A 22272-nucleotide genomic window follows, 5' to 3' on the forward strand; every position below is an offset into this window, starting at 1 on the left:
TTAAGGCTGTTTGCCGGTGGCGTGGTCGACGAACCGCACTGCCAGGTCGCGGAGTTTGATGTTCTCTCGCTGGGACTGTTCGACCAGCAGGGTGAAAGCTTCGTCGGCGGAGATCTGCCGGATTGCCATCAGGATGCCTTTGGCCTGGTCGATCACCGCGCGGGTGGTCAAAGCGGTGCGCAGCTGATCGGTGGTGTCATGGGCCCGCTGGTAGCGGCTGTAGGCGCGCAGAGCGGCGGTGACGGCGCTGGTGTAGAGGTCGAGCAGTTTCTCGTCCAGCTCGGCGAACCCGTGCCTGCGGGCGCTGTAGCAGTTAACGGCACCGGAGTGGTCGGCATCGATGACCAGCGGCGCGGAGAGGAAACTGCCGAAGCCGGCGGCCTTGGCGTCTTTCGCGAACGCGGGCCACAGGTCTGCGGCGTCATCAACCGAGATTCGCACCAGCTTGCCGGTGCGGGCGGCCCGCAGACAAGGGCCGTCGCCGCCGGCGTACTGGTCGTGGTCCAGTTCGGTGACCACCTCGCTGGTGGTCGCTATCGTGGTCGGGCTGCCGTCGTCGGTCAGCAGGGTGACGGTGGCCTCATCGACCCCCGGCACGGCCTGGGTGACCTGCTCACACACCTGGCGCAGCAGCACAGTGAAATCCTCCACGCTGTCCAGCGCCGCGGTCAGCGTTTCCAGCGCGCCGGTCACCTCGTCCAGCACCGACGGCCACGTCTCGTCCCGCTCGTGGTCGGTCATCGTCGCCACTCCTGCCTGCCGCGGCGACCGGGCAGGAACTTCAGGGAAGCAAGAGCGTGGGCGAACCGGAACGGACATCCATCGCTGGATGCGGTTCTTCCGTGCCACACTGCTGGACAAGGAGGGATCGCGCCGCGTTCTCCCTCCACCAAGGGTCCTGTCGACGTTCGCGCAAGATCAATCTGCCGCGAAGGCGGCGTACCGCTTAACCGGAACGCACGAGAAACCTCAGCCCCCCACGCTAACACACGCTTTCATAACGATCGTTTCCGAACACTTCAGCTGAGCGCCACTGGTTGATCGCCGAGACCCGGTATAACCGAGTCCGCCGAGCGCTTCGTAGCGTTCGTCAGACAGGTCGCGGCCAAGGGCAGGCCGGCTGAGATAACGGCCCGGGCTCAGACTCGCAGGCTTCCGCCGCCGCTAGAGGGACGGCTGGTCTGCTTGCAGGTTCTCGAGGATCGTGGTGGCGATGTCGGCGAACTGGTCGAGTTCTTCAGGCGTGAGCCGGTCGATGACAAGGCGCCGGACCTCCTTGGCATGACTGGGCGCGGCTTGTTTGAGCGCGGTGAGGCCTTTCGCTGTGATCACCGCCTCCATGCCGCGCGAGCCGCATCGTTCCCGCGTGACCAGGCCTCGCTTGCACATCCGGGTGAGCTGATGGTGCATGCGGCTCTTCTCCCAGCCGGCCACGCGACTGAGCTCGTAGGCGCGCATCCGCCCGTCCGGCGCCTCGGACAGCAACGCGAGCACGGTGTAATCGGCGTTGGACAGGCCGCTGCTGGCCTGGAGCTGCTGCTCGATGCGTGTCCGCAGCAGCTCCAGCATCTGGAAGGACACCCGCCACGCGCGGAGCTCGTGTCCGGTCAAACCCTCCTGCTTCATGCCGTCACTATACCTCGCGAGTTGACAAATCAACTCGGCAGCGTAGCCTTCAGTTGATACATCAACTCGCTGCCTTGATCGGGACGCGTCACCGTCGGGGACTTCGTGAACACCCAGGCTGACCGCACCGGCTTCCGTGCTTCCCGATTCCCGCAGCCATCCCACGCAGGAAGGCACACCATGACCAAACGACGTGACGATGGTGGGCAGCCGGAGCGGCCCACCCCGCGCACCGGGCGGCGCCACTTTCTGAAGGCGGCCACAGTGGCCGCCGCGGGAACGAGCTTGTTCGCGACCGGCCCGGCCGCAGCGGACGGTGATGCCGAGACGCACGCCGTCGGACAGCCGCCGGAGGACAGCGGGCAGCGGGGACGCCGCTACATCATCCGTGGCGGCGCGGTGATGTCCATGGACCCGAACGTCGGCAACTTCGCGACCGCCGACGTTCTGATCGAGGGCAGCAAGATCGTCGAGATCCGGCCCGGCATCCGCGCCGCGAACGCCGGCGTGATCGACGCGCGGGGGCGCATCGTGCTGCCGGGCTTCGTCGACACGCACCACCACTTGTTCGAGACCGCGGAACGCGCGTTTCTCGCCAACGGCCTGCTCCTCGACGATCACTCTGGCTCGCCGAGCGCGTACCCGAACTACGGCGAGCACATCCTGCAGGGCTTCGCGCGGGTCTACCGGCCGGCAGACGTCTACATCAACTCGTTGTTCGCCGGGCTTTCGCAGCTCGACACCGGTGTCACGACGGTGCTGGACGTCTCGCAGATCCACCACTCTCCCGAGCACACCGATGCCGCGATCCGGGCGCTCGTCGACACCGGGCGGCGTTCGGTGTTCGGGTTCTTCGAGGGTGACGGCCGCACGGGAGCCCGATATCCACAGGACGCCTACCGCATCAGGGATCGGTGGTTCTCCTCGGACGACCAACTGGTGAGCATGATCATGGGCGGAGAGCTCCACCTCGGCAGGCAGGTGTACACCCGCGCCTGGGCGATCGCCCGCGAGCTGGATCTCAAGATCGCCGCGCACTCCGTCGGCTCGTGGGGGATGCGGCCGGTCTTCGACGACCTAGCCAAGGGCACCGCTGGGGTCGACGTGGGGCCGGACAACCTGTTCTTCCACATGACCGGCATGTCCGACCAAACCTGGCGACGGTTGCGGGACGCCGGTGCACAGGTCTCGCTGGCCTTCCCGATCGAGATGAGCATGCGGCACGGCACGCCGCCCATCCTCAAGATGCGACAACTCGGCATGGAGCCCTCACTGAGCTCAGACGTCGAGACGACGATGGCCGCGGACCCGTTCACACAGATGCGCTCCGCGATGACCATGCAGCGCATGATCGTCAATCAGATGATCCTGGACCAAGGCGACCTCGTACCGCCGAACAACTGGCCGACGCCGGCCCCGGGCACGCCCGAACCGCTCACGGTGCGCGATGTGCTGCGGTACGCGACCGTCAATGGCGCCAAGCACCTCGGACTCGACCGCAAGACCGGCACACTGACACCCGGCAAGGAAGCCGACATCGTCCTGCTCGACGCCACCGCACTCAACGTGGCCCCGCTCAACAGCGTGCCGGGAGCGATCGTGTCGCTGATGGACCGCACCAACGTCGAGACGGTGATCGTCGCCGGCAAGGTGCGCAAGTGGAAAGGGCAGCTGCTCGACGCGGACCTGGCCCGGTTGCGCCGGGAACTCGAAACGTCCCGCGATCACCTCTTCGCGGCGATGGACCTGACGCAGGACCTGTTTGCCTGGAGCTGAGCTCGGCGGCCCGGCTCGCCATGACCGTGCGCCGACGCGCACTGGACTGGAGTTGCCCTGGGCGGCCAGGCCGCGCCTTGACCATCCACAAAGGACGCTTTTTGGCTGCAAAATTCCCGACTCATGCTCACCTGCGCTCTCGGGCTTGTCTGTGAAGGATTTGGGACACTCGACGTCCCAAATCCTTCATGGACGCGGACAGCGGCCTCCGGATCACAACGGCACCGACATCCGCCACACCACCTTTGTCTTACCCCTCAACAATGATCGCCTCGTCCGAAGCGATCATGCGGCCGCGGCCATCAGCACGCCTTCCCGAAGCAGGCGTCGTACGAGCACGAGCTGATCGGCTCGGTCCATCCCCGGGATCTCCCCCACCCGCCAGGTATTTCCGTCCAGCAACGCCGACAAGGCGCGTGCGGTGGAATCGGGAAGCGAGATGTGCCGGTCCGGGAGTTCCAGGACGACGAGGCCGTCCCTCGCGTTTCGAACGCGGAAACGCAGACCGTCGCGGCGGCGCACGGAGTCGCCGTCGCCGAGGTTCACCGCGAACGTGGCGGCCGCGACCGGGGCCAAGGGCTCCGGTCGATTCCCTTTCCACGCCCTGTCACGGACGTGCCGGGCGATGTCTTCGGCTGGAACGGTCTTCAGCGCGGCGATCAGGTCTGCCCGGACGGATTCGAGATGAGCGTCCAGCGCATCTGGATCGGCGATGTCGATCCCCAGGGGCAGGGAGGTACGCAACCGGTCGTCCGCGCCGACGAGAGCGGTGAGTGCCTCCACCAAGGCAAACCTGGTCACGACGTGGACGCCGACGGTCAGGTGCGCGGAAACATCACCGAGAGCGGTCGCGGAATGCAGCCAGCCGCGAGGTAGGTACATCACGTCACCGGGCTCGAGGACTTCGTCGATGACCGGAGCGTCGTCACGGGCCCGCGCCTCGACGGCGCCGGCGTGCTCGTGCCACTGCTGGTCACGCAGGGGCGCCGGGTGGACGGGTGCGTGCACCTTCCAGTGCTTGCGACCGGCGAACTGGAGGACGAAGACGTCGTGCACGTCGTAGTGCGCGGAGAACCCCTGCGATGACGGCGGGGTGATGTAGGCGTTGACCTGCGCCGGATGGCCGAGTTCGGCGGTCAGGCCCGTGGTGAAGTCGATGATGCCCGGCCAAATGCGGTGCAGGCCCTGCAGCACGATGGTGCCGCCGTCCGCGAAAAGAGCGGCGACCCGGTCGTCGAGGACCTGATCGCCGATCTCGGCGCCGACACCACCGCCACCGGTGAACGAACGAGAATCGATCACCGCTCCCTTACTGGCCATACGCAGAAACGGCGTACGCAAACCGCGGCACGACAGCATTTCATCGACGCCGTCCAAGTCGAGCAGATCCCCGAAGCGGTCGCCGGTCCGCCGCAGCAACGGCTTCCGGCCCCAGTGCCGGGTGGAGAACTCTTCGACGTCGGATCCGACCAGCCTGGTCAAAGGCCTCTTCGAAATACGGCCGTCCACCGGTACCGGGACTTCCCCGGTACCGGTGGACGGCTCGCTCAGGTCAGCTCGCGCCACTGTCCGCGCCGCCGTCGGCTCCGCCGTCATGCTTGCCGGAAGTGCCCTTGCCCGCGCCGGAGTCGGCCGGGCCCTCGGCACCGCCGTCGGCACCGCCGTCATGCTGACCAGGACTCCCCTGGCCCGCGCCGGAGTCGGCCGGTCCTTCCTTGTCCTTGCCCGATGTGGTGGAAATGTCGTCGTCGTTCAGGCTCACGTCGGTTCCCTTTCGGATGATCCGGCCGGTCGCCGGATGAATCACCGGCTGACTACCCCCGATCGGCACCACACACACCTCGAACAAGGAACACCAACGAGATCGTCAAGGACCGCTTAGAGACGGCGAAAGCGGGGTAATCGCGGCGGATCACCACTATCGGCAAGGAGAGTCATGCCCCCTCAACGTCAGCGCGAGCAGGAACCCGAGTCGAATACGACCGTCGGCCGGTCGGGTGAGGGGCAGCTCGGGGATTACCTGACGACCGCTCAGGGAGTCCGGCTGCCGGACACCGATCACTCACTGAAGGCGGGCCCGCGGGGGCCGTCCCTGATGGAGGACTTCCACCTCCGCGAGAAGATCACCCACTTCGACCACGAGCGCATCCCGGAACGAGTCGTCCACGCGCGGGGCGCGGCCGCACACGGCACTTTTCGCGCCTACGGCAACGCGTCCGCGGTGACCAAGGCCGGCTTTCTGGCCGAGGGGCGAGAGACCCCTGTTTTCGTGCGCTTCTCCACCGTGCTGGGATCGCGAGGATCCGCGGACACCGTCCGGGACGTCCGCGGGTTCGCGGTGAAGTTCTACACCGACGAGGGGAACTTCGACCTGGTCGGCAATAACATGCCGGTCTTCTTCATCCAGGACGGCATCAAGTTCCCCGACGTCATCCACGCGGCCAAGCCCCATCCGGACCGGGAAATCCCGCAGGCGCAGACCGCGCACGACACTTTCTGGGACTTCGTCTCCCTGCACACCGAAGCAACGCACCACGTCATGTGGGCCATGTCCGATCGCGGGATCCCCCGCTCTTACCGGACCATGGAGGGCTTCGGGGTGCACACCTTCCGGCTGGTCGCCGCCGACGGTGGGACCAGCCTGGTGAAGTTCCACTGGAAACCGGTGGCCGGGGTGCACTCGCTGGTCTGGGAAGAGGCCCAGATCGCCGCCGGGGCCGATCCCGACTTCCACCGCCGGGACATGGCCGAAGGCATCGACGCCGGGGCCCCCTTCGAGTACGAACTCGGCCTGCAGGTCCTGCCGGATTCCGACGACGAGATGTTCGAAGGGATCGACCTGCTCGATCCGACCAAAATCATCCCGGAAGAGCTCGCCGAGGTCCAGCTGGTCGGCAAGCTCACGCTGGACCGGAACCCGACCAACTACTTCGCCGAGACCGAACAGGTCGCCTTCCACACCGGCAACCTGGTACCGGGCATCGAGGTGACCGACGACCCGCTGATGCAGGCGAGGCTGTTCTCCTATCTCGACACTCAGCTCACCCGGCTCGGCGGCCCCAACTTCACGCAGCTGCCGATCAACTGCCCGCACGTGGCCGTCAACGACAACCTCCGCGACGGGATGCACCAGACCCTCGTTCACCACGGACTGGCCCCGTATCTGCCCAACAGGGTCGACAACGCCCTGCCGACGACGGCCACGGAAGCCGAAGGTGCCTACGTCCATCGGCCCTTCGAGGTCGCAGGCCCCAAGATCAGGGCCAACCCGGTGTCGTTCGACGATCACTTCTCGCAGGCCACGCTCTTCTGGAAGAGCATGTCCGGGATCGAGAAGGCCCACCTGATCGAGGCGTTCACGTTCGAGCTGGGAAAGTGCTTCGCACAGTCGATCCAGGCACGTGTCCTGGAATCACTCGCCAAGGTCGACACCGAACTGTGCACGGCGGTCGCCAAAGGACTCGGGCTGGCCGCCCCGCAGGGCATCCCGGCCGAAGACGTCATCCCGTCGGCCGCGCTGTCGCAGATTCCCGCGGGCCCAGGCCCGATCACAGGCCGCATCATCGGGGTCGTGGCGGCGGACGGCGCAGACCTCGGCGGGATCGGGAAACTTCGCCGGACCATCGAGGCCCAGGGCGCGATCCTGCGGGTTCTGGCACCGGCCGGCGGAACAGTGAAGCGAGGACGCGGACAGCAACCGGTGGCGAGGACCTTCCTCACCGCCCGTTCCATCGAATTCGACGCGGTGGTGATCGCCGGCGGCACGGCCGGCCTGCGCGACACCAAGCTGACCATTCTGCTGCAGGAGATGTTCCGCCACTGCAAGGTCATCGGTGCCTGGGGCGACGGAAACCAAGTGCTGACCGACGCCGGGATCGACGTCGACGCACCGGGAATCGTGCTCGCCGGCGAGGTCGCCAAACCGTTCTCCGCCGAGCTGGTGAACTCCGTGGGACTGCACCGGGTTTGGGAGCGGGCCGAACAGGTCATGAACGACTGAGAAAGCGAAAGTGATGACGAGCGCCCGGCAGAACGGCCGGGCCCAGAACGGAGGCGAATGTTCGACGATTTCACGCTCGAAGAAGTCGACGTCGGTGAAGTGACCCTCAGGGTCCGGCACGGCGGCTCAGGGCCACCTCTCGTCCTCCTGCACGGTCATCCCCGCACCCACACGACCTGGTACGACGTCGCGCCCCGGCTCTCGGACGCGTTCACCGTCGTCTGCCCGGATCTACGCGGCTACGGCCAGTCCTCGAAACCCGAGAGCACCGAAGACCACTCCTCCCACTCGAAACGCGCCATGGCGGCCGACGTCGTCGCGCTCATGCGTCATCTCGGGCATGAGCGGTTCGCCGTCGCCGGACACGACCGCGGCAGCTCGGTCGCCTACCGGCTCGCCCTCGACCATCCGGAGTCCGTCACGAAACTCGCCATCCTGGACGGGATCCCGATCGGCGAGCACCTCGCTCGCGCCGACGCGAAGTTCGCGCGGGCGTGGTGGCACTGGTTCTTCTTCGGGCAGCTCGCGAAAGCCGCCGAACGGGTGATCAACGCCGATCCAGACGCCTGGTACAGCGGGGATCCCGAAAAGATGGGCGCCGCGAACCACGCCGACTACCTGCGGGCCATCCACGATCCCGAGACTGTCCACGCCATGCTGGAGGACTACCGCGCCGGTCTCGGGCCCGACCGCGAGGCCGACGACGCCGACAAAGCGGCCGGAAACAAGATCACGTGCCCGCTCCTGGTGTTGTGGTCTAGCCTCGACGACCTCGAATACCTCTACGGCGACCCGGTCGCGGTCTGGCGCGAATGGGCCGAAGACGTCCGCGGCGGCCCGATCGAATCGGGGCATCACATGGCCGAGGAGAACCCGGCCGACCTCGCCGCGGCACTCCGGGAATTCCTGACCTCGGCGTGAGGTCCAGTGACGTTGTCCCAGGGTCGAGGTGCACGACGCTTATCGGCCGGCTCCCGGCAGGCCGGGCAACAGCTTGTCGAGAGTGATCGGCAGTTCGCGGATCCGGACACCGGTGGCATGGTGCACGGCGTTGGCGATGGCGGCCGCCGTGCCGACGATGCCGATTTCACCGATTCCCTTGCTGCCCATGGGGTTTACCCGCGAATCGATCTCGTCGAGCCAATCGGCGCGGAAATCTTCGACGTCCGCGTTGGTCGCGATGTGGTATTCGGCGAGATCGTGGTTGACGACGTGCCCGAACCGGGGGTCCAGCACACTGTTCTCGTGCAGGGCCATCGACAAACCCATGATCATTCCGCCGAGCAGCTGCGACCGCGCGGTGATCGGGTTGATGACGCGTCCGGTGTCGAAAGTGCCGTGCAGTCGTGAAACCCGGATCTCACCGGTGTCGGCGTCGACTCGCACCTCGGCGAACTGGGCGCCGAACGCATACATCGCGTAGTCGTTCTCGGCCGGGTTGTCCGGGGTGTCGGCGCTGATCTCGTCGCCTTCGGCGGGCTCGGTGCCGTACTTGCCGCGGAACTTTCGCGCGGCCGCGACCAGGGTCGATCCCCAGGACGCGGTCCCGGTGGAGCCGCCTGCCACGGTGGCGGACGGGTAAAGGGTGTCGCCGATGCGGACGTCGACCGAATCCGTGGGTACTTCCAGTGCGTCGGCGGTGATCTGCGGCAGGATGGTCCACGCGCCCGTTCCCAGATCGGCGGCACCGATTTCCGCGACGTACCGGCCATTTTCGAAGCGGATGACGGCAGTGGAGCCGGGCGACCGCTTCGCCGGGTACACCGACGCGGCGACTCCGGTGCCGACCAGCCAGTGCCCGTCTCGCCTGCTGCCTGGACGGGGATCGCGGCCGGCCCATCCGAAACGCTCGGCACCCGTTCGCAGGCACGCGACGAGATGACGGCTGGAGAACGGGTTGCCGGTCTCGGGGTCGCGCTCCGGTTCATTGAGGACGCGCAACTCGACGGGGTCGAGTCCGAGTGCGACGGCGAGTTCGTCCATGGCCACCTCGGGACCGAACATCCCGGGGCATTCACCCGGCGCACGCATCCAGGACGGCACCGGTACGTCGAGCGCGGCGAGGCGGTGGGTGGTCACCCGGTTCGGGACGGCGTACATCATCCGGGCCGGCACGGCGGTCTGCTCCGCGTACTCCTTGATCCGTGATGTCTGTTCGACGACGTCCACACGCAGGGACCGCAGCCTGCCGTCGGGGTCTGTGCCGAGCCGCACGCGCTGGATCGTGGGTGTGCGATAGCCGGTGAGGCTGAACATCTGCTGCCGGGTCAGCTCCAATTTGACCGGCCGTCCCGGGAGTGCGCGGGCGGCGAGTGCCGCGAGTACCACGTTGGCGTGCGGGTTTCCTTTCGAGCCGAAGCCGCCGCCCACGTACGGGCAGATCACCCGGACTCGCTCGCCGGGCAGGCCGAACACCTCCGCGATCGTCGACCGCACCGGATGGACGCCCTGGGTCGAATCCCACAGGGTCAGCGTTTCGCCGTCCCACAACGCCGTCGTGGCGTGCGACTCGAGCGGATTGTTGTGGTACATCGCCGTCGTGTAGGTCTCGGCCACGGTCACCGCGGCTTCGTCGAACGCCTTCTCGACGTCACCTTCCGAGGTGTCGGTCGGGAAACCGCCGTTGACGCTGTCCGGCTTGCGCAGATCGGACCGGTCCGCCGCGAACCGGGCGTCGTGCGGCTCGGTGTCGTACTCCACCTTCACCAGCTCAGCGGCGTGCCGTGCGACTTCGGGTGTCTCAGCCAATACCAGGCCGATCACCTGGCCGCGAAACGCGACCTCGTGGTCCTGCAGTACAGCCAATTCCGCATCCTCGGTGGACGCGAGCCGCTCGGCGGTCGAAGGCGTGATCACCGCCACCACGCCATCGAGAGCCTCCGCCGCGTCCGTCGTGAACCGCGTGCACTTGCCACGAGCGATGCCTGCCTGGATCAGCCGGCCGTACACCGGCCGCTCGACAGGGGTTTCGTAGGCATACGGTGCCGTCCCGGTGACCTTCTTCGGCCCATCGTCGCGAGTACGGCCTTGGCCCATCGCGTGTGGTTCCAGCAACCCGGTCATCGTTCACCTTCCGCGGCCGTCAGCTCGCGCAGCACCGCGGCCAGGGTGCGCGTGGCGAGCGGGATCTTGAACGCGTTGCCCCCGTCGAGCCCCTCCAGCGGTCGCGCTTCGAAGAGTTCGGCTTCGGCGGCGGACCGGAAGAGATCGTCATCGGGCCTCGCGCCGCGGAGAACCTCTTCGGCGCGCAGCGCACGCCAGGGTTTGTGCGCCACTCCCCCGAAAGCGACGCGAATGTCGCTGATCTTCCCCTCCAACATGGACACGGCGGCGGCGACGGACACGAGCGCGAAGGCGTAGGAGGCTCGGTCCCGGACCTTGCGGTAGGCCGACCGGCGAGTCCACGGCGCGGGCAGGCTGATTTCGGTGATGAGCTCCCCGTGCTCCAACACGGTGTCGCGTTCCGGATGGTCACCCGGCAGCCGGTGCAGCTCTCCGAAGGGGACGATTCGCTCACCCGATGGGCCGAGAACCCGGACCTGTGCCTCCAGTATCGACAGCGCGACCGCCATATCCGAAGGATGCGTCGCGGCGCATTGTTCGGACGCGCCGAGGATCGCGTGGTGACGCGTATAGCCACCGAGCGCGGAGCAGCCGGAGCCGGGCGACCTCTTGTTGCACGGTGTCGTGACGTCCTGGAAGTACACACACCGGGTGCGCTGCAGTGGATTGCCGCCGACGGTCGCCATGTTCCGCAGCTGCGGCGACGCGCCCGACAGCAACGCTTCGGCCAGGACGGGGTACCGCTCCAAGACGCGGTGGTCGGCTGCCAGCTCACTGTTGCGCACACCGGCTCCGATCACCAGTGCACCGTCGGCGTCCTCACGGAGCCCTGTGGGGGTCACTCCGGTGATGTCGATGACACGGGCAGGCCGCGCGATCCCGAGCTTCAGGTGGTCGACCAGGTTGGTCCCGCCGCCAAGGAAGACGGCCGACGGGTCGTCAGCCACCGCCCGCACGGCATCGGCGGGGGTGGACGGGCTGGCGAAGGTGAACGGCCTCATCCACCCTCCCCTGTCCGGTGGATGGCCGCGACGATGCCGTCGTAGGCTCCGCAACGGCAAAGGTTGCCGCTCATCCGTTCGGCGATCTCCGCTTCCGTCCACTGTGGAGTCGAAGCCACCGGTGAGGTGACGTGGCTGGGTGAACCATCGCGGAACTCCGTCAGCAAACCCGCCGCCGAGCAGATCTGACCAGGCGTGCAATAGCCGCACTGGTAGGCGTCACTGTCGAGGAACGCCTCCCGCAAAGGATGCGGTTCCCCCTCGGTGGTCAGGCCCGCGGCCGTGGTGACGTCCGCCCCGTCGCAGGTCACGGCGAGCACCAGGCAGGCCAGCACCCGGCGGCCGCCGACCAGGACCGTGCAGGCCCCACATTGGCCGTGGTCACACCCCTTTTTCACGCTGTACGAATCGAGCTGGTCCCGCAGCAGGTCCAGCAAGGTACGACGCGGATCGACGGTCAGCCGACGCGAGACCCCGTCGACGCGAACGGCGATCGTGCCGGTTTCACCAGCCGATTCGGTCAAGGCCATGGTTTACCGCCTGTCCTGGAAGTCCTGTCGCCGAGGCGTACCCCGCTTCCATCGCCGCGAAACCGACACGGCCGGCCACAGGTCCCCTGGTCCCCTGGTCGGAGAGCTCCTTCATCTCGGCAGGCGGCTTTGGCAGAATGAGCCGGTGACCGACATCGATGAGCCCGCCGCAGGCGCTTCGCCTTCTGGCCTGGACGAGATCATGGGTGGGCGCCCGCACACCATCGGCAGCTTCCGCTTCCGCTTCGCCGACCAATCCTGGGTATGGTCCGACGAAGTCGCACGACTCCACGGCTACGCGCCGGGAACCGCCCAGCCCACGACCGAGCTACTGCTGTCGCACAAACACCCCGAAGACCGCGATACCGTCGCCGGAACACTGGCCGCGACGGTCCGCGACGGTACGGCGTTCTGCAGCCGCCACCGCATCATCGACACCGCCGGGACCGAACACCACGTCCTGGTCGTCGGCGACCGTCTCTACGACAGCACCGGCACCACCGTCGGCACCACCGGGTACTACATCGACCTCGACGCCAGCCGAGACGAACACCGGCGGCAAATCCTGGCCGAAGCCCTCCCGGAACTCCTCGACGCCCGCGCCTGTATCGAACAAGCCAAAGGCGCACTCATGCTCGTCTACGGCATCACCGCCGATCAAGCCTTTCACGTCCTCAGATGGAGATCGCAGGAAACCAACACCAAACTCCGTGACCTCGCCGGAAAACTCGCCACCGCCATCACCACCCTCGGCGGCGGTCCCCTGCGGCAGCGCGGCCAGTTCGACCACCTCCTGCTCACCGTCCACCAGCACCCCGACCCGGCATAGGCCGTGCCGGGGCCCTAGCGCGCCCTAGATCAAAACACCTCGGCGGAAACCGTGTGCGACGGCCTGTGCACGGTCTTGTGCCCCGAGCTTGCGGAAAAGCCGTTGTGCGTGCGTCTTCACCGTGTCTTCGGCAAGGTGCAGTTCACGACCGATTTCCACGTTGCGTTTGCCCTGGCTCATTCCGGTCAGTACCTGCAGCTCACGACTCGTCAGCTGGACGCCGGAAGAGGACGGCTGCCTCGGCGTCGGCACGGAAATACTGCTGAGAGTGTCGGTGAGAGCGGAGACGACCTCCGGCCACGAGGTGTTCCAGCGAAGGTAACCCCGGGCGCCGCAGACGATCGCGTTGGCCACCACCACAGGATCGTTGGCAGCGCCGAAGACCAGGACGTTGGCCCGGACGTCCGCTTCGACGAGCCGCCGAATGGCCTCCACTCTATTCGGCGCCGCACGCTCCAAGCCGACCAGCACCAGATCGGCCGGACGACGGGAATACCTGGCCAGCATTACCTCCGCCTCCGCTACACAGTCGACATGGCCTACGCCGGGGACAGCGGACATGGCACGTCTGAGCAAATCCCGCACTTTTCCCCGGCTGTCACAGATCAGGACCTCTGTCACCGCTTTACCCCTACTCCGCTCTTGGCTGCGAGCGAACGTGATCGGCAGGCAGGGGCTCGAGCACTGCTTCCCCGAGCCCCTGCCGCGTGAATCGACACTACTTTCGCAGCAAGCTTTCAGTGTTCGCGGCGGTCACCCGCGTGCCCGAACCAGCGTCGAGCGGATCCGTGGCGACAGTGCCGTTCACCGGAATGGGCAGCATCTCGAACTCGCTGTGGACAGGAGTGCCCGGCTTCGCCGTGGAAAGGGAATTCTGCTCCATCCGCGAGAGAATCGGCACGACAGGCAACTCGACGTTATCCAGCTCGGCGCTCAGCGGGCTGTTCAGATCCGCTTCCCGCAGGTCGCCGACCACACGGCCGATCTGCGCGGGCAGGGATTGCACCGAACCCGTCGACGGCGGGTAGACCTGCCCGACCGGTGTGGTGGTGGGCGGTACCGCGGCAGGCACGTCGGTCGTCACCCTGGTGACGGCCGGCCGCAAGGAGTCCTGCTCAGCCGCGACCAGCTGTTCCAGCGGCCGCGCTTGCCGCAGGGCCTCGGCCAGTTCGCTCACGGCGGGGCTGCTGATGGGCTGGTCCACCGGAGTCGCGGGCCGGTCGGGACCGACGTTTTCGGCCGCCGAGGCCACACCTGTCCCCAGCATCAACAGACCACCGCCGGCGATCGTGGCCCGCAGGGTGTGCTTCACCCAATTCTGCATGACAAATACTCCTTCTTGAATGAGCAACAAGGGAAACAAGGGTGACCAACCGTCGCAAGACAGCGACGCCTGATCATGATGATCGGCCGAGTCCGACGCCGATCACTTATCCGGTCAGCCGGGCCTGACCCCTGGCTGAATCACCGCTGCCGGTACGGCTTGGTGTCCGAAAGCGCCGCCATCCAGCGGAATCCGCTTGGCAGGCGCGGCACAGTCGGGCATGGCGGCAACGCTCCCGTGATCACCACTGCCCGCCACAGCGAGACTTGTCCGTCCTCCGCACGTCGCCATCGGCGACCACGGCGGAATCGGCTTCCCCACAGCATGACCGGACGCGCGTGGGTGCGATGCCCATGGGTGCGATGTCCAAGACGCTTGGTGGCCGGCAACCTTGTGTCCACGCGGAGACGGCCGCGATGTGGCGGCGTGGTCCGCCTTGCCCTGAAGGGTCTGGGCGGAGATGACGTCGGCCGGATCCGAGGCGGGAGCACCACCGTCGGAGACCGTGACGCCGCCCCGGCCGCGACCGGCTTCGGCCAGTCGCCGCTGATCGGGAACGTCAAGCGTGGTGGCCCTCTGGCGGGCTGCCTCGGTACCGGCCGGTGCCACAGTCATCGCGGATTTCACTGTCTCGTCAAGGAAGTTCGACGAGACAACCACGTGGCCGACGAGCGCTTCCACGCCTTTTGCCTTCTGTGTCCCCGGCGATACCGCGATCGCGCGCAAAGTTCGGTTCGCTGTCAGGGATATCGGGCTCATCTCGACCGCGGCCGTCGGAGCACTCGATCCGGGCAAGCCATCGATGATCAGGGGGTCGGCCCTCGCGCCGCCATCACCCGCGATCCAGGCCACGGCGGTAACCGCGGCGACACCGCCCACCAAGACGAGCACACGAGCCAGAAGGCGACCGACGCGCACCGCGTCGATTGTCCGGCTTCCCGCGTCCGTCACAGCGACCGGCTCCCTTTTCTCGTCAGCTTGTCCGCGCCCGGCATCAGTACGTCGATACCGCGAGGGAATCATAGGAGTTTCGTACGGCTGCCGACTCGCGCCCCTCACCTGATAATCCGCCGACAACCGGCGTTTACGCCGTGTCGCGGCCACCGGATCGAAGCTGACCAGCGACAATTCACTGAGTATCATCGCGGCGACAGGTGTCAATACACGGGAAACCAATACACCCGAATCAGTGACCACGTGCGGGGCGGAACGACATCCCCGCGTAACACGATCGCGGGAACCGTGTTCTTGGTTGCGCGGTCAGGCGCGCCGAAGCTGCTCGCGCAGCTCCCCGAGCACCTTCGTGAGCAACCGGGAAACGTGCATTTGGGAGATACCGATCCTGGCCGCGATCTGCGCTTGGGTCAGGCCTTCGAAGAACCGCAACTTCACGATCGCCCGCTCACGTTCCGGCAACCGGCAAAGAAGGTGTGCCACCGTCTGGTGGTCTTCGATGAGGTCGAGACGCGCGTCCACCTCACCGATCACGTCAGCCAAGACCGTCGTCTCGTCACCCTTGGCGGCCGGTCGATCCAGTGACGCGGTCCGATAGCTGTTCGCCGCCAGCAAACCTTCACGGATCGTTTCGACGTCGTCGCCGAGATGACCGGCCAGCTCGCCCGGCGTCGGAGCGCGACCGAGAACCTGGCCGAGTTCCGTGGTTCCCTGCCTGAGCCGGAAGCTCAGTTCCTGCATGCCTCGTGGCACGTGCACCGCCCAACCCGTGTCACGGAAGAAACGGCGCACCTCACCCATGACCGTCGGGACGGCGAACGACAGGAAGTCACCGCCTCGGCCCGGGTCGAACCGGTCGACGGCCTTGACCAAACCGACCCTGGCGGCCTGGACCAAATCGTCTTTCGCCTGTCCCCGGCCGAGGTAGCGCAGCGCTATGTGCTCGGCCAGTGGTAACAGCTCGAGGATCAAGCGTTCACGCAGCCCGCGGCGACACGGATGATCGGCCGGAAGGGCGGCCAGCTGAGCGAACATGGGCCGGCAGTGCGCGTACTCGTCGTCCCGTCCGCGTCGGCTCTGCGTCGGCACCAGTACCCGGTCCGTCGTGCTCTGGCCGGTTACCACGGCAGGCTCCACAGTGGACGCGACAAGGTTCACCGCGAAGTCCTCGACCGAGTCCGGCCCAGCACGATCCGGCGGACTTCGGCCAGCACCACGTCACCGATCACCTCGTCGACCGGGCCGCATGCGCCTCGACTGCCCACCGCGACGACCACGGTGGCCACGTCGTGCAGTTTGACGTTGGTGTGCTGGGAAATCGCCTTCAGTGCGGCAAAGGCCTCGTCGGGTGTCCAGTGCCGCAACAGCATCAACATGCCCTTCGCCTGTTCGATGCTCGGCTGCGTGGCCAACGCCCGTCTTAGCTGCTCCACTTCTCCGGCGGGAGCCACCGTCAGCTCTGGTCTTGGCATACACCGCTGCCGGAGGCTCATCGCGCCGTCGTGACCCACGGATTGGGACGGCACACCGCTCCATCCGAACGGACGTTCACCGCCGCGCCCGGTTCGGCACGGTTGAGGTTCGCGACATAGCTGTTGGACAGTCCGAAGGTCTGCTGCATCATCACCGGCGCCACGGCGCCCGGCGCGGGGCAGCCGACGTGCCCGTGCCCAAGGGCGTGGCCGACCTCGTGGTTGACCGCATACCGGTGATAGCCCAGAAGATCATCCTCGTACGAATGAGCACCACGGACCCAGCGTGCGAGGTTGACGACGACCCGGTGATCGTGGGTGAGATAGCACGACGAGTCGTAGGGAATCTCGAATCCGCAAAGATCCGGGCGGCGGCTCGTGGTGGGGCTGGTGAGGCTGATCCGGAACGACGGTGAGGCGTCGAGATCATCGATCCGGCGGAGCGACACGTCGTCGGACGTGATCCATCCGCGCGGGTCCGAGAGGATGGTCTCCACTTCCGGGGCGAACGAGGGAAAGTCCACCCCGTCCTCGATCTCGACGGTGTAGGTCAGTTGCCGCGTTCCGGTGCCGGACACCGAACCACTCACACCGGGTACGACATGCCACGCTCCCGCGCCGGCCGGTGTGAAGGGAGCACCGTCCGGTAACGCGGCGGGCTCCGACGGGGGCGCGATCGGCTGGCTACTCGTCGGTGACGGCGACGGTTTCGGCTCCGGCGGGCCTGGGGCGACCGGAGTCTCGATAGCGAAAGGTGCCACGAAAAGCGCGGTCGAAAGCACCAAGGCGACGAAGACGACGATCAACGGCCACCACGTCCGGTCCGCCTCCGAAGCCTTCCGCGACCGGCGAGACGGGGCCTTCTCCGGCGGACTCGGGATCGTCTCACGACTACGCGGGGGTAACCGGTGCGCAGGGGGCGGAACCGGTTTGGCGCTCGCGTGCACCGGCGGCTGGGTCAAGGGAGCGCGAGGCTGCGGCAGCCAGTCGACGACGGCGCCGTCGCGTCGGACATGTGGACGCTCAGTAGGCAAGGCTCACACCCGCACAAGCCGGAGCGGGGGCGGCGTCGGATCGCGGGTACGACACCGTCTCCGGATCGCCGTCCGACGTATACCGATGCCCGGCAGGCGAACCGAGCTGGTCGAGCCAGTGGACCGAACCGTACTCCGCCTCCTTGCCGGACGACTGTGATCGGATCCGAGGGATGGCAGCGGGTTCGAACGCACGGGAACACGGAGACGGCGCGGGCCCGGCCCCGACGAGCAACGCCCCGCGATAGGCGTAGCCCGGTCCTTGCAACGCCAGTCCTTCGCGCCGGGGCTGCGCGCCATACGGCAGTGCGAGTGTGCTGGGCGCGTAACCGGGCAACGCTTGCCTGATCAGCGCGTCTCCCTGGGCGATCGCGGCCGACGCCTCGGCTTCGTCCGCGCGGCGCAGGTTCGTGTGCCGCGCGGTGTGGTTGCCGATCTCGAAATGGTGGTCGGACAACCAGCGCAAAGCACGTTGGTCACCGCCGAAAGGATGCTCGTTGACATACAGGCTGGCGACCGGCCGGAAGCGGGGATGCGCGGCCGCGACATCCATCAAGATCCGTACGGCGGTCCCCTGGGCCGGCTGTCCCTCCGGGGTGAGCGTGAACACGCTCGGGTCGCCGTCGTCGAAAGTCAGTACGACCGGATGCGTGCCCGCGGGCAGATCGAGCCGCCTGCTCAGCAGATCGGCAGTCGTGACCGGTACGTAGTCCTCGGCGGCCAGCCGTTCCAACTCCGCGGTGAAATCGGCGGGAGTACGGTCGTAGACAGATCGCGGCTTCTCGACGAGCCGGTGGTACATCAGGATCGGTACTCTGCCGAGTTCGTCGGCGCGCACCTGACGCGCGAACGCCGGTGTCATGCGGGTGGGCGCGACCGCGGGACGGGTGCCCAGCTCCGGCGACGGGGAAGCAGCCGGGACCGGCGGCCCGCATGCCGCCACGAGGGCGACGGCAATCCCCGCGCCGAACCGGAAGAGAAAAGACATTCTGAAAGTGTGCTGCCGGAACCGGGAGCGGGCACACCGATCCACCGAGTCGGGTGAGTCCGAATTTTGTTGCCCTCACGCGAAACCCGAAGTATCCCCAGCTCGGGGCACCCGGCCCGGAATCCGGCAAGGCACGATGTGGTGATCGTCGGCGGCTGGGTTTGCGGGTAGATCAACAGGGGTATTTCCCTGCACTGGTAACGAAAACATGAGTGCAGCTCGAAGGAGACCGGATGACCGACCACAGTCGCCGTTTCGTCCTCACCGTCGGACTGGCGGGACTCGCGGCGAGCGCGTGCGGTGCGCCCCGGCAAGGGAGTGCGGCCGCCGCGCCGGTGGCTACCACCCCGGCCGCGGCACCGGCGGTCGTGCAGCCGCCCACCGACCCACTCGCGACGAGCCTGCTGGTCGGCTTCTGCGGAGCGCCCGGCTCGAAGGCACTCGGCCGGATGACCGGAGACCTCACGGCCGCGAGCCGGGAACTCCGGAAACAGATCGGAAGCTTTCCGCCGGTGCGGCCGATCACACCGGTCGTGGAGTTGATAGCGACCACCGTGCACCGGTCACCCGGCGCGGACGGTATGTACCGCAGCCGATGCGGCGACGAAACGGTGAAGCGATACCTCGACGCGGCACGCGCGATGAACGGCTTGCTGTTGCTCGACATCCAGCCCGGTCGCGCGGACTTCCTGCCCGAGGTACGGGCCTACGAGCACTGGTTGAAAGAGCCCGATGTCGGGGTCGCGCTCGATCCCGAGTGGGCTGTCGAACCAGGTGTCATCCCCGGGAAGAAGTTCGGGCGCACCACTGGCGCCGAACTCGACGGGGTCGCCCATTACCTCGGCGAACTGGCGCAGCTTCACCGAGTGCCCGCCAAAGTCATGGTCTACCACCAGGTGGCTTCCAAGGTGGTGGGCGACGAGGAACTCCTGAAACCCCACGCGGGCGTCTCCGTGGTGAAGGTCGTCGATGGGATCGGTTCCGCCGAAGCCAAGAAGGCGACCTGGAAGACGCTCATGCCGACCAAGCCCGACCACGTGCGAGCGGGCTTCAAACTCTTCTTCGACGAGGACGCCCGCCGAGGGGCGGCCTTGATGACCCCGGCGGACGTCCTCTCCTTGGCGCCCACCCCGGCATACGTCCTCTACGAATAGTCCCAGACACGCCCTAGGCCAATCCGGTAACGCCGACGGTTTCCGCTGTCGCGCGGGTGGGATTTTGCTCTTTTCGTGGAACGCTGAGTCAGATCGTGCGATACGGCGTCATCGCGCCCGACAACTGATTCATCCCAGGAGAGGCCTTTGCGTCAATGATCACTCTCCGCCACGGTTCCACTCGCGTTGGCCACTCGTCCGTGTGTAACGGCCGTCGTTTTCGCGGGAAACAATGCGCACTGGTTGTATGACCTTCACCGACTACACCCGTTCGTGTGGTTTAGCCTTACCATACAGTGGGTAATCAATACAGTTTTTGTTCAGCCGGATATACACCCTTAGGAAGGGAACCACCCCCGATCTCTTCTCATCCTGACGACGTGTCGCTATTGTCGGCGGCGGTCGAAACCACGGCCCCCCTGGCAATTAGCGCTCAGCAACAAGTGCGAATCCCGTCGGACACGCGGACGTCCGACGCGGTGCGCCGGACGTCCGCGGAGGAGACAGGGACTGGGCGGTTCCAGCCCCACCGAAAGCATGGTCAGGCGCCAGGAGGCTGGCGTCGCGGCTCAGCGGGCGGATAGGTGTTGACGGGCGGCGCATCGGCCCCCGAGGCCGGGTACCCGGCCATCGCGCCGTCTTTCGGTCCTCGCCGGGCAAGGCCGGCGAGACCGAACAGGCCCACCAAACCGAGAAGACCCCAGAGTCCGTTGTCGCCCCGGTCGCCATCGGACCGCTCATCGCGCGAGTTTCCGTTTCCATCGTTGTCCACCTGCCGCGATGCCGGTGTCGCCGGACCGGGCTCGTCGGTCGCGGCCGCGGCCGCGGGAGTCACTCCGGTCAACAGGATGGCGGCGGCCGCCACACCCGCACAGGTCGACTTCCGTAGTGCCTGTTTCATTTCGATCCTTCTTTCGAATTCGGCGCTGAACGGTCGATCACCAAGGGCATACCCAGGTTGAACGAGTTCACACGCGCCTCACGCCGGACGTGTCGGCGCTTGACTAGCGGAACCCCGGATGCCGGCCGGATTATCCATTCACTAGTATGGCGATCGGTTCAAACAGGAGCCGTGGAAGTACGGACCGTGTCTTCGAGTCCTCCACTGGCCGTCCTTCCTGTTCGCGCGGTTAGCGCATCTGTCAGTGATGAACATGGTCCACATCCCGTGGATCGGGGGAAAATTGAACGATCGTCATGTGATCGCGCCTTTGGGTGCCGCCTTTACACCACGTCTGATCTGCACGGCCGGCGACCGTCTCATACATCCGGCGGACAGCCACAACGACCTCGCCCGCATTGTGGTGCGCTGGGCGCGCGCTTGGATTCCCGAGACCTGGCCTGCCCGCCAGTACTTCACCTCGCTGGGCATCGGAGATGACGAAAACCCTTGCTACACGGACAAGGACGTCGTCGGCTGGTTGCTCATGCAGCCTCGGCCGGGGTCGCTGGCCTGGCGTGTGCGCTCGAGGGAGATCGACGTCACGACGGCACTCACCGCGGAAGCGGAGGCCTGGCCCGGTTGAAAACGAAAAAGGACACAAGAAGCCCTGCTTCGCTCACATCACGGCGAAGCGGGGCTACTTCGGGCCTCTTCTTGCGGGGCAATATTTCGGCAAGCCGGTGTCGAAGATCAGAATGCGGTTAACCCGATTGGACCACTGTTCACGCGGTCAGCAGGTCGCGGTACCCACACGATGGTGGAGCAGGTTGGAAAAGAAAGCCGATGATCAGTACGTTTCCTCACACTGGACGGGAACACACCTTTACTGCCGTCCCGCACGACGCAACCGTCGAATCGAGGAGAACCCATGCTGAAGAAAATCGGTTTCGTAGCGGCCACCATGGCCGCCGGAGCGATCCTGAGCGGCGGTATCGCGTCCGCCGACACCCCGGACGGTGGAGTTGACTACAGCAGCCAGTTGGGCTTGCTCAACCTCAACAACACCGACATCCTGCACAACGTCAACGCCGTGGTCGGCGTCTGCGGCAACGACGTGAACGTCCTCGGTGTCCAGGTCCCGATCCGTCACTCGCTCAACGGAATCGGCGTGCCGATCCTGTCGCCGGGTGAGCACGAGGCCAGCGGCGAGTCCCCGTACAACTGCGCCGGTGGCGCCATCGTCGACGGCGGAACGTCCCAGGGCAACTGATCTCCCTGCCGAAGCCGGCCGCGGTGGTGCGCGGAAGGCGGCTTAGGCATGGGGTCCGGCGATTCGCCACGCAGTCTTAAGGCCCGGGACACGGAGAAGAGATGCACACTCCGCTACGTGTTCCAGCGCTGCCACGATGCGGACGCGACGTCGGCACGGGTGGGGCCGGTTCATCCTGCCCAGGAGTTGACCGGCCCCACCCGGCGTAAAAGCACCATGACCATCATTCACGGGACGGCGTGCCATTGGCTCGCCGTCCCGTGTCTTTCCTCCCTAGGAGTTTGTCTGTGATCAAGCAGCTTGGTTTTGTGGCTACCGCGTTGGCGGCTGGGATGGCGATCGCGGGTGGGTCGGCGTCGGCGGCTGGT

General features: G+C 66.5%; 22 protein-coding genes. 7 read left to right on the top strand and 15 right to left on the bottom strand.

Annotation, left to right across the window (positions count from 1 at the left end; genetic code table 11):
• A complete protein-coding gene (locus AB0M65_RS19145; protein WP_364028968.1) occupies positions 1 to 741 on the bottom strand; it encodes a GAF and ANTAR domain-containing protein in 741 nt (246 codons plus the stop codon).
• A gap of 423 nt (positions 742 to 1164) precedes the next feature.
• Complete coding sequence (locus tag AB0M65_RS19150; protein WP_364028970.1) at positions 1165 to 1626, bottom strand: MarR family winged helix-turn-helix transcriptional regulator; 462 nt, start codon at positions 1624 to 1626, stop codon at positions 1165 to 1167.
• A gap of 180 nt (positions 1627 to 1806) precedes the next feature.
• Between AB0M65_RS19150 and AB0M65_RS19155 the strand changes: the two genes are divergently transcribed.
• Positions 1807 to 3402, top strand: coding sequence for an amidohydrolase family protein (locus AB0M65_RS19155; protein WP_364028972.1), 1596 nt, complete (start codon positions 1807 to 1809; stop codon positions 3400 to 3402).
• 285 nt (positions 3403 to 3687) lie between these two features.
• On the opposite strand, the gene AB0M65_RS19160 is transcribed toward AB0M65_RS19155, so the two are convergent.
• Together AB0M65_RS19160 and AB0M65_RS19165 are read right to left on the bottom strand one after the other, a co-directional pair.
• Complete coding sequence (locus AB0M65_RS19160) at positions 3688 to 4884, bottom strand: cupin domain-containing protein (protein ID WP_364028974.1); 1197 nt, start codon at positions 4882 to 4884, stop codon at positions 3688 to 3690.
• 70 nt (positions 4885 to 4954) lie between these two features.
• Positions 4955 to 5164 carry a hypothetical protein gene (locus AB0M65_RS19165; protein WP_364028976.1) on the bottom strand — a complete coding sequence of 70 codons (210 nt, stop codon included), beginning with the start codon at positions 5162 to 5164 and terminating at the stop codon, positions 4955 to 4957.
• A 174-nt stretch (positions 5165 to 5338) separates the two neighbouring features.
• Between AB0M65_RS19165 and AB0M65_RS19170 the strand changes: the two genes are divergently transcribed.
• Complete coding sequence (locus AB0M65_RS19170) at positions 5339 to 7402, top strand: catalase (protein ID WP_364028978.1); 2064 nt, start codon at positions 5339 to 5341, stop codon at positions 7400 to 7402.
• A 57-nt stretch (positions 7403 to 7459) separates the two neighbouring features.
• Positions 7460 to 8323, top strand: a complete 864-nt coding sequence (locus AB0M65_RS19175) for an alpha/beta hydrolase (protein WP_364028980.1) — start codon at positions 7460 to 7462, stop codon at positions 8321 to 8323.
• Between the two features lie 39 nt (positions 8324 to 8362).
• Here the strand turns inward: AB0M65_RS19175 and AB0M65_RS19180 are convergent, their stop codons facing one another.
• From AB0M65_RS19180 to AB0M65_RS19190, 3 genes are read right to left on the bottom strand one after another with little or no spacing between them, the layout of a single operon-like run.
• Positions 8363 to 10465: a xanthine dehydrogenase family protein molybdopterin-binding subunit gene (locus AB0M65_RS19180; RefSeq protein WP_364028982.1), complete on the bottom strand. Its 2103-nt coding sequence runs from the start codon at positions 10463 to 10465 to the stop codon at positions 8363 to 8365.
• The gene (locus AB0M65_RS19185; RefSeq protein WP_364028984.1) at positions 10462 to 11466 is read right to left on the bottom strand and encodes a xanthine dehydrogenase family protein subunit M; all 1005 of its coding nucleotides are present in this window, start codon (positions 11464 to 11466) and stop codon (positions 10462 to 10464) included. Before AB0M65_RS19185 ends, AB0M65_RS19180 begins: the two co-directional genes overlap by 4 nt.
• A complete protein-coding gene (locus AB0M65_RS19190; protein ID WP_364028986.1) occupies positions 11463 to 11996 on the bottom strand; it encodes a 2Fe-2S iron-sulfur cluster-binding protein in 534 nt (177 codons plus the stop codon). Before AB0M65_RS19190 ends, AB0M65_RS19185 begins: the two co-directional genes overlap by 4 nt.
• A gap of 145 nt (positions 11997 to 12141) precedes the next feature.
• On the opposite strand from AB0M65_RS19190, the gene AB0M65_RS19195 reads away from it, so the two are divergent.
• Positions 12142 to 12825 carry a PAS and ANTAR domain-containing protein gene (locus AB0M65_RS19195; protein WP_364028988.1) on the top strand — a complete coding sequence of 228 codons (684 nt, stop codon included), beginning with the start codon at positions 12142 to 12144 and terminating at the stop codon, positions 12823 to 12825.
• Positions 12826 to 12849: 24 nt separating this feature from the next.
• Here the strand turns inward: AB0M65_RS19195 and AB0M65_RS19200 are convergent, their stop codons facing one another.
• The 7 genes from AB0M65_RS19200 to AB0M65_RS19230 all read right to left on the bottom strand — a co-directional run bounded on the left by AB0M65_RS19200 (position 12850) and on the right by AB0M65_RS19230 (position 18597).
• A complete protein-coding gene (locus AB0M65_RS19200) occupies positions 12850 to 13446 on the bottom strand; it encodes a response regulator transcription factor (protein ID WP_364028990.1) in 597 nt (198 codons plus the stop codon).
• 97 nt (positions 13447 to 13543) lie between these two features.
• The gene (locus tag AB0M65_RS19205) at positions 13544 to 14149 is read right to left on the bottom strand and encodes a hypothetical protein (RefSeq protein WP_364028992.1); all 606 of its coding nucleotides are present in this window, start codon (positions 14147 to 14149) and stop codon (positions 13544 to 13546) included.
• A 114-nt stretch (positions 14150 to 14263) separates the two neighbouring features.
• Positions 14264 to 15277, bottom strand: a complete 1014-nt coding sequence (locus tag AB0M65_RS19210; RefSeq protein ID WP_364028994.1) for a hypothetical protein — start codon at positions 15275 to 15277, stop codon at positions 14264 to 14266.
• A gap of 132 nt (positions 15278 to 15409) precedes the next feature.
• The gene (locus tag AB0M65_RS19215) at positions 15410 to 16138 is read right to left on the bottom strand and encodes a SigB/SigF/SigG family RNA polymerase sigma factor (RefSeq protein ID WP_364029010.1); all 729 of its coding nucleotides are present in this window, start codon (positions 16136 to 16138) and stop codon (positions 15410 to 15412) included.
• Between the two features lie 119 nt (positions 16139 to 16257).
• Positions 16258 to 16575 carry an ANTAR domain-containing protein gene (locus tag AB0M65_RS19220; protein WP_364028996.1) on the bottom strand — a complete coding sequence of 106 codons (318 nt, stop codon included), beginning with the start codon at positions 16573 to 16575 and terminating at the stop codon, positions 16258 to 16260.
• Between the two features lie 17 nt (positions 16576 to 16592).
• Positions 16593 to 17609, bottom strand: coding sequence for a DUF3152 domain-containing protein (locus AB0M65_RS19225; protein ID WP_364028998.1), 1017 nt, complete (start codon positions 17607 to 17609; stop codon positions 16593 to 16595).
• Complete coding sequence (locus tag AB0M65_RS19230) at positions 17599 to 18597, bottom strand: polysaccharide deacetylase family protein (RefSeq protein ID WP_364029000.1); 999 nt, start codon at positions 18595 to 18597, stop codon at positions 17599 to 17601. Before AB0M65_RS19230 ends, AB0M65_RS19225 begins: the two co-directional genes overlap by 11 nt.
• A gap of 233 nt (positions 18598 to 18830) precedes the next feature.
• Between AB0M65_RS19230 and AB0M65_RS19235 the strand changes: the two genes are divergently transcribed.
• A complete protein-coding gene (locus AB0M65_RS19235; protein ID WP_364029002.1) occupies positions 18831 to 19751 on the top strand; it encodes a hypothetical protein in 921 nt (306 codons plus the stop codon).
• Positions 19752 to 20292: 541 nt separating this feature from the next.
• On the opposite strand, the gene AB0M65_RS19240 is transcribed toward AB0M65_RS19235, so the two are convergent.
• A complete protein-coding gene (locus tag AB0M65_RS19240; protein ID WP_364029004.1) occupies positions 20293 to 20652 on the bottom strand; it encodes a WGxxGxxG family protein in 360 nt (119 codons plus the stop codon).
• Positions 20653 to 20950: 298 nt separating this feature from the next.
• On the opposite strand from AB0M65_RS19240, the gene AB0M65_RS19245 reads away from it, so the two are divergent.
• Positions 20951 to 21277, top strand: a complete 327-nt coding sequence (locus tag AB0M65_RS19245; protein WP_364029006.1) for a hypothetical protein — start codon at positions 20951 to 20953, stop codon at positions 21275 to 21277.
• A 285-nt stretch (positions 21278 to 21562) separates the two neighbouring features.
• A complete protein-coding gene (locus AB0M65_RS19250; RefSeq protein ID WP_364029008.1) occupies positions 21563 to 21904 on the top strand; it encodes a hypothetical protein in 342 nt (113 codons plus the stop codon).
• Positions 21905 to 22272: the final 368 nt, after the last annotated feature.

It is taken from the genome of Amycolatopsis sp. NPDC051071 (assembly GCF_040682875.1).
Taxonomy (GTDB): Bacteria; Actinomycetota; Actinomycetes; order Mycobacteriales; family Pseudonocardiaceae; genus Amycolatopsis.